Genomic DNA, 14516 nt, shown 5'->3' with positions numbered 1-14516 from the left:
CGTGGAACGTCATCGTTCCCTGCCAACTGCCTAGCCTAGGCGGGCTTCAGGGTGCCAATTGGAATTCGTGCCGCGCATATATGAAACCGGACGGGCCTATACCGCAGCGGCAATCCTATGGGAAAGGTGCGATCTCCTATTAAACAATTGGCGTGGCGCGGGATTAGAAGAAGGACGGCCCCGTATGCAACGGGGATGACAGTTTCCGATCAGAGAGGAATCCGCATGTCCACGCCCACCCTCAAGGTGGCCTTGCGCACCTATCCCTATACCGAGGCGCTGAAATCCGGCACGGTCGCCGTATCCGGCGCCAAGCTCGAATTCGAGGAGGTGAAGCCCCATATCGCCGCCTTCCGCCGGATGGTGCGCGACCTGGCCTTCGATGCCTGCGAAATCGCCCCCACGACCTATATCATCGCACGCGCCTATGGCGTGCCCATCATCGCCTTGCCAGTTTTCTTCGTTCGCCGCTTTCATCACGAAGGCCTGGTCGTGCGGCCGGGCGCAGGCATCGAAGCGCCGAAGGATCTGGAGGGCAAGAATTTCGGCGTCCGCGCCTATTCGGTGACCACCGGCGTCTGGAAACGCGGCCTGCTGCAGAACGAATACGGCGTCGACATCGACAAGGTGAACTGGTGGGTTGACGACGAGGAGCATGTCGCGGCGCTGAAGCTGCCCGCAAACGTCCGGCACGTTGCCGAGGATTCCTCGCTGGTCGCGATGATGGCCGAGGGCAAGCTGGATGCCGCCTGCACCGGGGATGCCGGAATCGGGCGCGCCGGCAAGCCCGGCGCGGGCTGGAACGAGAGCGGCCCTGCCCTGCCCGACGACCTGCGCCAGCTTTTCCCCAATGCCGCAGAACTCGACCGCGAGGTCTATGCCCGAAACGGCGTCTATCCGATCCACGGCACGCTGGCGATCAAGGAAGAGGTGCTGCAGGCAAATCCCGGGCTTGCCCGTTCGCTCTATGATGCCTTTGTCGAGGCCAAGGCCCCCTATCTGCAGGCGCTTCGCGCCGGCACCGCCACGGGCAAGCAGGCCGAGAAGGACCGCAAGCTGATGCAGATCGTCGGTGACGACCCGCTGCCCTATGGGCTGGAGGCCAACCGAGCCTCGATCGAGGCGTTGATCCGCTACGGCCACCAGCAAGGCCTGATCCCCCGGCCCTACAAGGCCGAAGACATGTTCCTGCCGTTCTGAGCCCACGAAAGAGAGATAAGAAAGATATGGACAAGACCGGACGCCTGAACGGCATCATCGCGGCACTGGAAGAGGGCCGCAAGCCGACCATGGCCTTTGCCCGCGCCGAGCGCGAGGAAGCGATCCAGCTTGGGATGTCACAACTCGACGGCGTGCTTTTCGAGATGGAGCACACGCCCTATTCGCCCTCCGAACTGCGGGACGCGCTGCAGTTCATGCTGAACCGGCGGCGCATGATCGAGGGCGCCAGCCTGCGTCCCAGCGTGACCCCCTTTGTCCGCATTCCCGCGAACGGGGCCGAGATGAACACCTGGATGGCCAAGCAGGTCCTGGACCAGGGCGTTTACGGCGTCGTGTTCCCGCATATCGCGACGGCCGAACAGGCCCGCAACGCGGTCGCCGCCTGCCGATATGCCCGCCCCAAGGATGCACCGAACTACGAGCCCAAAGGGCTGCGCGGCGATGCGCCGAACACGGCCTCGCGCTATTGGGGGCTGACTGTGCCGGAATATTACGCGCGCGCAGATGTCTGGCCCCTGGTCCCCGAAGGTGAGATCATGGTCATCGTCATGATCGAAAGCGTCGAGGCGATGGAGAACCTGCAGGATATCCTTGCGGTCCCCGGTATCGGCGCGATCATGATCGGAGAGGGCGACCTGAGCCAGCAACTGGGCTATCCGCGCCAGTACGAGCACCCGGTCGTCGCCGAGGCCAAGCGCAGCATCCTGGCCGCCGCCAAGGCCGCGGGAATGCGCGTCGCCCATCCGCATGTCACCCTGGCCAATGCAGGTGAAGTGATTGCCGAGGGCTACGACATTCTGTTCACCAGTCCGTCGCGCAGCTATGCCACGCTGGAAAAGGCGAAATCGCTGATGTGAAAAGGGGCCCGGAGCACAAGCTCCGGGCCTTGCCTTCCGATAAGGCCTCTTCAGGAGGCCATTCGGATGTCAGATCCCGAATCCGGCTTTCCCGCGTGGTTGGTCTTTCCTGTCACCTCGCGCAGGCAGTCGAGAAACGCGTTATGCGCCGCGGTCGGCAGCCAGTCGCTGCGCGTCGTCACGCCCTTCAGCAACACATTGTCAAGAAACCTGCAGGGCAGAACCTTGAGAACGCCCAACTCGACATCGTTCTGCAACTCTGACCGGGTCATCAGGGTAACCGTCTCTGAATTCAGCAACAGCGAGCGGATCATCGTCAGGGACGAAGTTTCGAGATGAAATTTCGGCCGCACCGGCTCATCTGCGAAGATCTGCTCGATCCGGTTGCGCCGCGGCGTGCCCTTCTGCGGGACCACCCATTCATAGCCAGCCAGATCCGAGGGGGTGACGTTCTCAAGCCGCGTCAACGCGTGCCCGACACGAGCAACCAGACAGTAGTTGTCGGTGAAAAGCACTTCCTCGCTTACATCGTCGGCCCATTCGGGACGGCGCAGCATGCCGAAGATCATGTCGATCCGGCTGTTTGAAAGATCATTGAGAAGCTTGTGATATTCGCCGGTGACGAGCCGCACCTTTGTGGAGGGATAGGCGGACATGAACCGCCGCGTCGCCTCGGCCAGATCGTGCGATCCCGCCATGGGAAGCGTGCCTATGACCAGCTCGAGACTCTCGGTCCCGGCGGCCAACAGCACCTCGCCCCGTGCCAGCTCCAATTCGCGCACCGCGCGGCGGAATTCGCGGGCCAGGTAGTTTCCAGTGCGGTTCGGAATCGGACCCTGCGCCGTCCGGTCGAAAAGCTGCTTGCCGAGCGCTCGCTCGAAGCTCCGCGCCGAGCGGAAGAGCGATGCCGGCGACAGGCCCAGTGAATCGGCGATCTCGCTGACGCGGCCCTGCTCGCAGGTCACGATCAGCGCGCGGAGCTGGGTTCCCGTCGCAAGCCGCTCTATCCGGGGCGGGATGCGGTCCGCCGCACCATCGGGCCGGCCGAGAACCTGTGCCAGCGCCGTATCGAGCGTATCGAAGAAGCGGTCGATACGAAGCAGGAATTGCTTCCCGATCGTGGTGGGATAGGTGCCGGTAGCGCAACGTTCGAAGATGGGCAGCCCGATCTCGGCCTCGATATTGGCCACGGCCTGGGTCACGGCTGGCTGCGAAGTGCTCAATTCGCGCGAGGCGCAGCTTACCCCGCCGAGCTTGCCGATGACCTGGACCATGCGCAGATGGCGCAGGTTCGGAATGTCCGCGAGGCGAAACATGTTTTCCTCCCTTGTCTTCGATGCGGCTATTCCGCGCTGCGGAAACACGCTCCGGCGCGCCCGTGCTGGATCCGCGATCCGGCGGGCGTCCTCCTCTCTGCTGACAAGGCTAGCGGCTGGACCGTAGGGGGACCAATAGAAACTGCGCCCAGCCCATAAGAAATTCGCGCTCGTGGATGGTGCCCAGCCCCAATACGGGCAAAATTCCCCAAGAGAACCCCATAACTTTCCCGCTCTGCGACACGGTGATGAACAGGACAGGCCAGATCCCCACCTCGTTGCGCGTCCTGACCGGCACGCAGTTCGGCTCCTTCTGTCTTGGCAACGGACTTTCGCTGGTCGGAACCTGGATGCAGCGCATCGCCTGCGGCTGGCTGATCTGGGAATGGACACAGTCGGCCTTCTGGCTGGGCGTGCTTGCGGCGGGAGACCTGCTTCCGGTCATGCTGATCGGGCCATTCGCCGGTGTCGCGGCCGATCGCTGGGACAGGCTGCGCCAGAACATCCGGGCCCAGGCTGTCTCGGCGCTGCTGGCGCTGCTGATGGCGCTGCTTCTTGCGATCGGCCGTTTGGGACTGCTCGAGGTGATCGCCCTGACGACTCTGCAAGGCACGCTCTCCGCAGCGATCCAGCCCGCGCGACTGGCGATGGTCAGGCAGATGGTCGGGCGCGCGGACCTTGGTGCGGCGGTCGCGCTGAATTCCGTCACCGTGAACCTGGCCCGCCTGATCGGGCCCGCCCTCGCCGGAATGATGATCGTGCGGCTGGACATCATCTGGGTCTTCGCTGTCAACGCTGCCGTGACGGCGCTTTATGTCCTCATCCTCGGCCGGCTGTCGCTGGCCTTTCCGCAAAAGCTCTCGGCGCCGCAGCCGTTCCTGCGCGAAATGGCCGAGGGCTTCCGTCATGTCGTCGCCACCCCGGCGCTGTGGCTGATCCTGCTGGTCATGCTGCTCGGCGGGATGATCGTGCGATCCATGCTCGAACTCATGCCGGCGATTGCGGTCCGCACCTATCCCGGAAACGCGATGGGGCTTGCGCTGCTCACCGGGTCGGCGGCCTGCGGCGCCATCGTCTCGGGCCTGACGATCCGGCCGCGATCGGCGGTGCGGCTTCTCTATGACGTTATGGTCCTGTGGGGATTGGGCGCTGGGGCAGCGATCCTCATGACTTGGGCGACCATCCCGGGACTCGCCGTGGCCGCCGCCGCCCTTCTGGGCGCCGCGACAACCCGGGGGCTGATCTCGACCCAAACCTTCGTGCAGATCACGACGCCCCCCGATCTGCATGGTCGCATCCTCAGCCTGCACGGGCTGATCGCCAGGGGAAGTCCGGCACTCGGCGCGCTCGTCATCGGCTTTTTCGCCGACCGGATCGGCATTGCCGCCGCGACGCTGATCGCGGCGGCAATGCTGACCTTCTGCTTCCTTCTGCTTGCCCCCCTGATCCGAGGCGCCGCAAGCACGGTCGAGGAAACCGACTGACCGTGTGCGGTCTTACCCTCAAGCCTTGGGCGCGAGGGCATGCAGGCTCATTGCCAGCGAAACCGAGGTGAAATAGCCGATCGTGACAAGAAGCTCGGCGATGAGCTCGCGCCCGAGTTCCGTATCGTAGCGGACGAAGGCAACGTCTCCAACCATCCCCCCGTTCAGGATGTCCCAGACGGCATCAGCGACCACGCCAAGCCGTCCGGACAGTCCGTCAGGTCGCCGCCTGTCGAGAATGGCGGCAACCACTTCCTCACCGAGACCAGCTTTCAGCGCGTGCTTTTGGTGGTTCGCGATGACATAGGGTGCGTTCCAGTGGACGGCCGTGGACAGGATCGCGACCTCGCTTTCTGCCTCGGTCAGGGTGGAGTCGGCGTCGATATGGGTGCCGATGATCTCCATGCCTTCGGCAAGCCGTGGACTGTGAAGCCAGATATTGAAAGGCGTAGGAATCCGGCCTCTGCCGGCACCCAGCCTGTCGATGACACGCTTCTGGGCAGCGTTCGCCTGATCGGGGCTGATCCGCGCGAGTCGGTCTTGGGTCATGTCGCTCTCCTGATGGGTCATGATGCCGGCAAGATCGGTCTTTCCAGGGTTCCCGGCCAATCGAGCTTGTTGCCCGGGCGATAGAAGTTTGAACCGGACCAAAACATGATGGCGGACCCGTAAGCCCGCCATTGGCATTTCCCGTGATTTTCTCTGGAGCGGGCCTACATCGAGGGAACCACCTCCCGCAGGATCGGGAACCAGTCTCCCATAAGGCTGGTGGGCCAGGGCACGTGAATGATCCGGTGGAACACGATATAGAGAAGCAGTGTCACCGATGCCGCGAGGATCGCGCTGAGACGCCAGGGTTCCCGCCCCTCGATCCGCATGAAGGCCATGATGACCAGCGGCACGGTCGGAAGCAGACCGATCACCGCCATCGACAACAGAAACAGCACGAACCAACCGTAGAACCGCGCCGCCCTGACGAGCACCAGCCGCCTGGGCAGCTCCTCCTCGGGGTCGCCGCCGATGTCCATGTGAACGCCGTTCGTTGCGGCCGCCCGGACCTCCTTGAAGAAGGTCTTGTGAATCAGGCTCAGCCCGCCAGCGATGACCATCGTCGAGGCAACGACCACAGGCCCGATCCGCGCGTTGAAGAGCCAGTCCCGCGAGGTGACGAGCACGTAGACGCCGATCGCGATGAAAAGCCCATAGGCCAGATCGTCGAGCCCCAGATAGGGACGGCGACGAAGCACGACGCCCGCCCGGTTCTCCTTGCGAAGCAGCCGCAGTACCGGGCTGAACATGATGAGGGCCGCGCAAGCCAAAAGCACCATGACCCCCGGACGCAGCGCCCAGTCCATACCGTAGCGAAGGAACGAGATCGACATGTACCGCTCGATCAACGCGCCCAGAACGAGCCCCAGGATCAGGGGCGGACGAGGCCATCTCAGCCGCTTCATGCTCCATCCGATCAGGCCGAAGATCAGCAGCACATACATGTCACCCCAGCTCCGCGAGCCCTGGAAGGCGCCGACATAGACGATGGACATGATGATCGGCAGGACCAATGTGTAGCGCAGGGTCGAGATCCTGGCGAACTGACCGCTGAGCAGGAAGCAGGTGCCGGCCCCGAAGATGTTGGCAAGCGCAATGGACCACACCATCGAATAGGTCAGATCCAGATTCTTCGTCAGCATGTCAGGGCCTGGCGTGAAACCGTGCACCATCAGCGCCCCGAGCAGGATCGCCTGCGCTGCACCGCCCGGCACGCCAAAAGCCAGCATCGGCACAAGACTGCCGCCGTCGCGGGCGTTGTTGGCCGATTCCGGCGCGATGACGCCCCGCACGTCCCCCTTGGTAAAGCTCTCTTTCGCGCCCTTTTCGGTCTGGAGCGCATGGCCATAGGCGATCCAGTCCACGACCGAGCCGGTCATGCCGGGAATCGCGCCCAGGACCGCGCCGAGGCTGCTGCAGCGCAGGACGAGAAACCAGTTCCGCGCGACATCCTTGATGCCCTGAAGCATGCCCTGACGCGGGCTGAACTTCATGTCCTGGGCGATGGAGGTCCGCTGGATGGCAAGATCGCAAAGCTCGGGCAGCGCAAAAAGGCCCAGCAGGATCGGCAGCATCGGCAGGCCGTCTTGCAGATATAGCAGCCCGCCCGTCCAGCGCATCTGACCCGTCTGCGTATCGGTGCCGACCATCCCGACCAGAATGCCGAAGCAGGCGACGACCAAGCCCTTCAGCGGCGATTTTCCAGAGAGCGTCGCTACCATCGCGATCCCCAGAATGGTCATCGCCAACAGTTCGGGGGTGGCTATGGCCAGCACGAAGGGGCGCACCACGGGCAGCGAAACCGCCAGGATAATCGCGCCTATCAAGCCGCCCATCATGTTGGCGAGGTAGCTTGCGCTGAGCGCGCGCCCGGCTTCGCCCCGCTTGGTCATGGGCAGGCCGTCAAGCACTGTCGCTTGCGCGGCGGCACCAAAGAGCACCGCGGGAATGGTGTCCGAGGTTGTCGTGACCGCCGCCATCCCAAGCAGCATGGCAAACGCCGAATAAGGGTCCATCGTGTAGGTAAAGGGCACCAGGATCGCAAAGCCCGTCAGCCCGCCCACGCCAGGCAGCAGCCCGATCGCCAGTCCCACGATCACGCCAAGCCACAGGAACATGATGCGCTCTGGCTGCAGAATGAGGCCGAGCGCATCGCCCGCGGCGGAGAGAATCACGGAGTCTTGAAGAAATTCCATGCTACAGCCCTGCCTTCACGGCCTGATCGCCGCCTGTCATTGCGCCGCCCTCCGGTCTTCGGAAGTGCAGGGCCGCGCTGTGCCTTGGTTGGCCAGCATAGGATAGAGAACCTTTGCCGTGCGCCCCCAGATCCACGCCCGGTCCTTATCGCCGAGGCTTTCGAAACATTTATTTCCCTGAGCGATCAATTCAGTCAGCGAACCGGCAGAGGCCGGGTAGTTCGAGCCGAAGGCAAGGTGGTCCGCACCGAAGACCGCGACCAGATGCGGGAAGAATGCCTCGGCCCCACCGGGGGCAGCCTGCGCCAGATCGAAGGTCTTCGGCGTGATCTTCAGATAGACATTCTCGAAACGCGCAAGCTCGAACAGTTCTGCACAGGCGTCATAGGGCGGGCCGCCTGCAAGGACCGGGCGGGCGCAATGATCAAGAGCGATGCGGACCGATGGAAAGCGGTGGGCGAGGTCCGCGACCATCCCCAACCCCGCAGGTGTCGTCTGAATCACCATGGTCAGATCGTTCTCGGCGCAGCGTTCCCAGACCGGAAAGGTCGCCGGGTCGACGAGCCAGCTGCCGTCGGTCTGATGGGTCGCGCCCCCGGTGAAAAGCCGGATACCCCCCATCCCCCGGCCCAGCCAATAATCGAAAGTCGCCAGCGCGTCCCGGGCCAGCAGGTCGAAGGAGAATACACCGGTGAAGCGATCCGGCTGCGAGGCCACCGAATCCGCGACATAGGAATTGTCATGCCCGTAGGTCGTGGAGGAATGAACGATCGCGGCCTTGGCGATCCCCGCCTCGTCCATCGCCGCCACCAACTGGTCAAAATCGGCCGGGCGCGAGGCCGACCATTTCGAACGATGTCCGGCCTGCGGCGCGATGGGGTATTTCCCGGTATCGGTCGAGATGATGTGCGGATGAATGTCGATGATTTCGTAGGTCATGTCGGTCTTACCTTGGAAACAGGACGGATGGCGCGACGCATCAGGCGCCCGCAGACGGTCTTGGTATGCCAGGCCGTTCAGAACCATGCCCGCGCCAGTTTTCGTCAGATTCAGGGTTTCAGGATCTTGCGTACGGCCTCGAGTTCCGTCTCGGGCGTAGCGAACAGCGTTGCGACGATCTCGGCCACCTCGTCACCCGAAATGGGATCGACCGCATAGTTCTGATCGGTCATCGCCTTTATGAACTCGGGATCCTGCACGGTTTCGTCGAAGGCCTTGCGCAGGGCGTCGATCCGGTCCTGCGGCACCTCCTTCGGCGCGGCCAGCGGCCTGCCTGCCTGGAAGGGCAGGATGAAGAAATCAAGGATCGACTTCGCCTCGGGATCCGTCACGTACTGGCTGAGGTTCGGGATGTCCTGGAACTCCTCCGGGCTGTCCCAGCCAAGGTTCAAGAGCACCTTCATCGAGTCCTCTGCGAGCATTCGCTTGGGCTCTCCATAGGTCAATCCGTCAAGCGTCGAAGCCCAGCCATCGACCTCGCCGCGCTCCATCGCAAGATAGACCTCGCCCCGGTCGGTATAACCGGGAACGACCGTCAGCTTGGTCCCCAGATACTGGTTCAAAACGGCCGGCAGCGTCCGGTTCTCATTGGAAAATCCCGTGGCTCCGACCACCAGTTCCTTCTGGAACAGATCGTCGGCCGTGGTGACGCCCGAGCGCGTCATCGCGACAAGACTGTAATAAGTCTTGTCTACGCTGCCGATCCAGGCCACCTCGCGCGGGTCAAATGCATTCTGCGACGGATCCACCAGTGGCACATAGAGGTTGTTGCGCTGCAGGAAGCCGATGACCGTGCCGTCTTTGGGCTGCTTGGATTGCAGCGAGGCCGCCGCCACCATTCCCCCTGCCCCGACGACGTTCATCACGACTGCCTCGGGCTGGCCCGGGATATGTTTCACATAGGCCTGCGCAAACTGGCGAGCGATAAAGTCCGTCAGGCTCCCCGATTGCGCGCTAACCAGAATGGTCAGCGTCTTGCCTTTGTAGAACTCCTCCGCGGTCTGCGGATAGGCCGGTGCCGCGATCGCCGAAGCCGTGACGACGGCAAGTCCCGACAACACTATCCCGCGCATGATCTTCATTCCATGTCCTCCCTTGAACTTTGCGCGATCCCGATGCAGTGCTCCTTGGCTGCAGGGCCGCCCGCTTCCTCTTGCGGCTGCGTCCCGTTCGCCGAGACACCCCTCGGGCGCCGGGACGCATATGTGGATATGCCGTGACCCTAGCCTCTTTCGGTTGCGGCGAGAATAGCACCGCATCGAAAATCAATGCCCTCGGCCGAGATCCGATATTGCAGCCGCCCAAAGGGATATCTTTCAAATAATTGAATTTAATATATATTTATATGATCTGCGCCTTGTTCTTGCCGGACGTCTGGCTTGTGGGCAGGCGTTTCTGGTCCGATTTCCGATGCCCGCAGCGTGGTTTTGGATTGGCACCCGGCGGCGACGCTGTGCGAGACCGCCATGATCGCCACCGGATAGGGAGGAAATCAACGATGGATCGCCGCCGTTTTCTTGGAAGTGCTGGGATATTCGGTCTCACCCTCGCCGCTAGCGGACTTGGCGCGCCGCATGTTGCGCGGGCTGCCGCAGCCCGGATTACCATCGTCAGCAATCCTGGACTCGAGAATGCGACGCTGAATCGACTGATGGAAGAGCAGGGTTTTCTCAAGAGATATGGGGCGGAAACAACGATGGTTCTGGCCGAGGGCCCGGCCGGCCCCTTCGATGCGATCGTTAGCGGGGCCGCTGATGTCTGCATGGTTTCTGGCTATAACATGGCTCTTCCGCGGATTTCGCAAGGCGCGCCCGTCAGGATTGCTGGCGCGGCCATGCGCAAGGCTGCCCTCGCCGTGTTTGCAAGGCCGGACCGGGTCAACGGCTTGGCAGACCTGGAAGGAAAAACGGTGGCGGTAGGGCCGAAGCTTGGTCTCCTGCATGCACTCATGCTGCAACTCTTGCAAGAAAAGGGTCTCGACGCCTCCCGCGTGACTTTCCTCGATGCAGGCAGCAACGACCAAGCCTATCATGCGGTCGTCGAAGGCAAGGCGGACGCCTGCTGCTCCAGCATATCGCACCTGAACGACCGCGATGGGCTTGTCATCCTGTCCGACGGCAAGATGTGGGAAGCGCTGCCGAAATATGTCTTTCAAACCGCCTACGCGTCGGAGGCAGCCCTACGGGACAAGCGGGACGGGCTGGTTCCGGTCATGGCCGCCTATGGCGCCCTTTATGGCTATTTGATGAAGCCAGAGGCCCGCGAGGCATTCCTCTCCGCGCGAAGGAGCGCGCAGAAGAAATTTGATATCCTATCGGCAAACGCGGTTTGGGAATTCAATCAGGAACAGCGTCCCTATTCCCGAAATCTCTCAATCTCCGAAGAGGAGATCACATATCAGCAACGCATGTTCGTTGGCCTCGGCGCAATGTCACAAGTCTTGCCGTATCGCGATGTTGCCGACATGCGGCCTGCGAATGAAGCCTTCAAAATACTTTCCGCTAAGTGAGCGCGCCATCGCAGGATCGGGATCTATTGTCCCGGCGGGACAAACGATCATTTTCTGAAATCAACATTCTTGGGTCTAGGATCGATGACGAAGCAAGATAGTTTCACCCCCCACGGCAAGCACCTGATCGGTGGCGACTGGGTCGCCAGCGAGCAGCGTTTCGCCAGCGAGCCCGCCCATGGCCGGGCGCACGAGTTCAGCATAGGCACGGTCGCGCTGGTGAACCGGGCCTGCGAGGCGGCCGAGGACGCCTTCTGGAGCTACGGCCAGGTCACGTGCGAAGAGCGTGCCGCCTTCCTCGACACCATCGCCGAGGAGATCGAGGCCCGCGCCGAGGCGATCACCGAGATCGGCACCCAGGAAACCGGCCTGCCCGAGGCGCGGCTCGAGGGCGAACGCGGCCGCACCGGGGGCCAGCTGCGGCTCTTTGCCGCGCATATCCGCAAGGGCGATCATCTCGACCGCCGCCACGACCCGGCGCTGCCCGACCGCCAGCCGCTGCCGCGCCCCGACATCCGCATGGTGCAGCGGCCGATCGGCCCGGTGGCGGTCTTCGGCGCCTCGAACTTCCCGCTGGCCTTCTCGACGGCGGGCGGTGATACCGCCGCCGCCCTGGCCGCCGGTTGCCCGGTGGTGGTCAAGGGCCACAGCGCCCATCCCGGCACCGGCGAGATCGTCGCCGAGGCCATCCATGCCGCCATCGCAAGGACCGGCACGCATCCGGGCGTCTTCAGCCTGGTGCAGGGCGGCGACCGCAAGGTGGGCGAGGCGCTGGTCCAGCATCCGCTGATCAAGGCGGTCGGCTTCACCGGCTCCCTCGCCGGGGGCCGGGCGCTGTTCGACCTCTGCGCCGCACGGCCCGAGCCGATCCCGTTCTTCGGCGAGCTGGGCTCGGTCAACCCGATGTTCCTGCTGCCCGAGGCGATCGCCGCGCGCGCCGAACAGATCGGCAGCGGCTGGGCCGGGTCGCTGGCCATGGGGGCGGGGCAGTTCTGCACCAATCCCGGCATCGCAGTGGTCCTGGACGGCGCCGATGCCGACCGCTTCGTCGAGGCAACGCGCGAGGCCTTGGCGAAGGTCGGCCCGCAGGTGATGTTGACCCAGGGCATCGCCCGCGCCTATCGCGAGGGCCAGGCGCGGATGCAGGCCCGCAACAACGTGACCCCGATCCACGAGACCAGGTCCGAGGGCCGCAGCGCCAGCCCCAACCTCTACCAGACCACTGCCGGGCAGTTCCTCGAGGACCACGCCCTGTCCGAGGAGGTCTTCGGCCCGCTGGGCCTGGTGGTGCGCACCGCCTCGGTCGACGAAATGCTGCACCTGGCCCGCGGGCTCGAGGGCCAGTTGACCGCCACCATCCACATGAAGCCCGCGGATGCCGAGATCGCCTGCCGGCTGGTGCCCGTGCTGGAGCGCAAGGCGGGCCGGGTGCTGGTCAACGGCTTTCCCACCGGCGTCGAGGTGGTGGACAGCATGGTCCATGGCGGCCCCTATCCCGCCTCGACCAATTTCGGCGCCAGCTCGGTCGGAACCATGGCCATCCGAAGGTTCCTGCGTCCCGTCGCCTACCAGAACTTTCCAGAAGCGCTCATGCCAAGGGACCTGCGCTAGGCGGTTTTCTCCGAAGGGCATGATGCGCGCGGGGTGGCAGCTTGAAGCTTCGCCTCACCCGCTTCAGCCTCTCCCGCCCTAGGGTCCGTGACGGCCGTTCAGTCGGTCGAAGCCATGCGCGTCGAAGAGGGCGCGCTGCGCCTGGATCAAGTTCGCCGTGCCGGGCCGGTGCGCATCATGTCGAACCAGCCTAGCCCGACGCCAGTGCCGGTAGCAAATGGCGGGCGGCGCCGACGCGCGCCTCGCCCGACTTGTACTTGAAGTTCCGTCATTGCCTTCCCGATATCTCGGCGAAAAACCTAATCAGCCACACGAAGACATTCGCGCTACCAATCATTGGCTACCCAGAAGTTCGTTTCCAACCTATCCGCAATCTTGCCGCCAAGCTGCTCCCGTCACCGGCACGAGAAGCTTCAAGTCGACGCGGAACCAGCCATCGCGGAGATGCTCCTGCACGACCGAGCCGGACAACGACCAGCGCGGCAACAGGAGTGGGCAAAGCCATCCCCTTATCACCGGATACCGATCATGGTCCCGTTCGACGTCGCCAGCGGGGTCTGAAGCCAGACTACCACGTTCAGTGCCACCGACGCGGCAATCAAACGCCAGCTCATGAAGGATCGAGGATCAATCGCCGCTTTCGACATCGGCGTGGAGCCACCGGCATCCCTGTTCCTCGGGCGATTTCCCAACCCCCCCAAGGGGAATGGCATAACAGATTTCGAACGATCCTCATCATCATGCGCCGAGCTTTACGAGCTTGTCCTTGATACGGATACCCCACACGTCGGACCGACGAATCGAGGCAGAGACAGAGATGGACGCATCACGACGCCGCTTTTTCATTGGCATGGCAGCAGGTTCCCTCGGTGCTGGGCTGGGCATTCCGCGCCTGTCTCTGGCCGAAACGATGGCCAGGCTGACGCACCGCCAAGGCGGTCGCGGCCCCTCGCGCTTTCATCCCAGCTTCGTCAAGGATGTCGGGCTGCTGACCGACCTGAACGCCACCAACCAAGGCGGCGCCTGGTGGAATTTTGACAGCTACATCACGCCGATCGAACAGTTCTATATCCGCAACGAATACGCCACGCCGCGCGCCGAACTTGATCGGCGCGTCGATCCGCGTTTCTGGCGGCTGCACATCCACGGCGATGCCGTCGAACGACCAATCGAGATCACCTATGACGATCTGCTGAAAATGCCCTCGCGCAGGATCCAAAGCGTGATGCAATGCGCAGGAAACGGCCGCACCCTGTTCTGGGAGCAAGAGGGCATGCCCGAGGGCGATCGAAGGGTCAAGGGCAACGGCTGGGGCATGGGCGGCATCGGCATGGCGGAATGGGACTATGTACCGATGAGCCATATCCTGGACCTGGTCGGGTTGAAGCCGAATGCGAAAGCCTGCCTGTTCTGGTCGGGCGTGGACGGCAAGGCGCCGAACACCGAGTCAGACACCGGCCGCCCCATGCCGATCGCGGACATCCTGGAACGGCCTGACGATATCGGACTGGCTGTTGAGCGGCGTGGAATAAGGACCCCGCTTCTGGGGTGATCGGCGTCCAAAAGGGACCCCACCGACCGGGGGTTGGGTCCATTGTGCTTCCGAGGATTATCGGAGGCCGAGCGCGGGATGCTGATCGTGGAGACAATCGCAAAAATCAGGCGGCTGCATTTTACCGAGGGCAAGGGGATCAAGACGATCTGCCGCGACCTGAAGCTGTCGAAGAAGGTGGTGCGCAAGGTGATCCGCACCGGGATAACGGAGTTCACCTACA

At 63.4% G+C, this 14516-nt stretch carries 11 protein-coding genes and 1 pseudogene; 7 read left to right on the top strand and 5 right to left on the bottom strand.

Annotated features, from left to right (window positions below; genetic code table 11):
• Positions 1-225 precede the first annotated feature (225 nt).
• Positions 226-1200, top strand: a complete 975-nt coding sequence (locus L632_RS0119740; RefSeq protein ID WP_011749536.1) for an ABC transporter substrate-binding protein — start codon at positions 226-228, stop codon at positions 1198-1200.
• 26 nt (positions 1201-1226) lie between these two features.
• A complete protein-coding gene (locus L632_RS0119735) occupies positions 1227-2078 on the top strand; it encodes an HpcH/HpaI aldolase/citrate lyase family protein (RefSeq protein ID WP_011749535.1) in 852 nt (283 codons plus the stop codon).
• A 50-nt stretch (positions 2079-2128) separates the two neighbouring features.
• Here L632_RS0119735 and L632_RS0119730 read toward each other — a convergent pair whose 3' ends face one another.
• Positions 2129-3394: a LysR family transcriptional regulator gene (locus L632_RS0119730; protein WP_011749534.1), complete on the bottom strand. Its 1266-nt coding sequence runs from the start codon at positions 3392-3394 to the stop codon at positions 2129-2131.
• Positions 3395-3570: 176 nt separating this feature from the next.
• On the opposite strand from L632_RS0119730, the gene L632_RS0119725 reads away from it, so the two are divergent.
• A complete protein-coding gene (locus tag L632_RS0119725; RefSeq protein WP_028717421.1) occupies positions 3571-4878 on the top strand; it encodes an MFS transporter in 1308 nt (435 codons plus the stop codon).
• Between the two features lie 18 nt (positions 4879-4896).
• On the opposite strand, the gene L632_RS0119720 is transcribed toward L632_RS0119725, so the two are convergent.
• The 4 genes from L632_RS0119720 to L632_RS0119705 form a co-directional block, all read right to left on the bottom strand.
• Positions 4897-5427, bottom strand: coding sequence for a hypothetical protein (locus tag L632_RS0119720; RefSeq protein ID WP_028717420.1), 531 nt, complete (start codon positions 5425-5427; stop codon positions 4897-4899).
• A 164-nt stretch (positions 5428-5591) separates the two neighbouring features.
• Positions 5592-7622 carry a tripartite tricarboxylate transporter permease gene (locus L632_RS0119715; protein ID WP_011749531.1) on the bottom strand — a complete coding sequence of 677 codons (2031 nt, stop codon included), beginning with the start codon at positions 7620-7622 and terminating at the stop codon, positions 5592-5594.
• Positions 7623-7658: 36 nt separating this feature from the next.
• Positions 7659-8561, bottom strand: coding sequence for an amidohydrolase (locus L632_RS23220; protein ID WP_049792393.1), 903 nt, complete (start codon positions 8559-8561; stop codon positions 7659-7661).
• A 110-nt stretch (positions 8562-8671) separates the two neighbouring features.
• On the bottom strand, positions 8672-9703 hold the full coding sequence (locus L632_RS0119705; protein WP_011749529.1) for a tripartite tricarboxylate transporter substrate binding protein: 1032 nt from the start codon (positions 9701-9703) through the stop codon (positions 8672-8674).
• Positions 9704-10119: 416 nt separating this feature from the next.
• Here L632_RS0119705 and L632_RS0119700 point away from each other — a divergent pair, with 416 nt between their 5' ends.
• The 4 genes and pseudogenes from L632_RS0119700 to L632_RS24510 all read left to right on the top strand — a co-directional run.
• On the top strand, positions 10120-11130 hold the full coding sequence (locus L632_RS0119700) for an ABC transporter substrate-binding protein (RefSeq protein ID WP_011749528.1): 1011 nt from the start codon (positions 10120-10122) through the stop codon (positions 11128-11130).
• A gap of 84 nt (positions 11131-11214) precedes the next feature.
• Positions 11215-12741 carry an aldehyde dehydrogenase (NADP(+)) gene (locus tag L632_RS0119695; protein ID WP_028717419.1) on the top strand — a complete coding sequence of 509 codons (1527 nt, stop codon included), beginning with the start codon at positions 11215-11217 and terminating at the stop codon, positions 12739-12741.
• 766 nt (positions 12742-13507) lie between these two features.
• Positions 13508-14293 carry a molybdopterin-dependent oxidoreductase gene (locus L632_RS23215; RefSeq protein WP_198021855.1) on the top strand — a complete coding sequence of 262 codons (786 nt, stop codon included), beginning with the start codon at positions 13508-13510 and terminating at the stop codon, positions 14291-14293.
• Positions 14294-14371: 78 nt separating this feature from the next.
• Positions 14372-14516 (top strand): annotated as a pseudogene (locus tag L632_RS24510) (IS21 family transposase); the annotation flags it as partial.

Source organism: Paracoccus sp. J39 (assembly GCF_000518925.1).
Taxonomy (GTDB): domain Bacteria; phylum Pseudomonadota; class Alphaproteobacteria; order Rhodobacterales; family Rhodobacteraceae; genus Paracoccus.
This window is presented reverse-complemented; position numbering and strand designations above follow the sequence as displayed.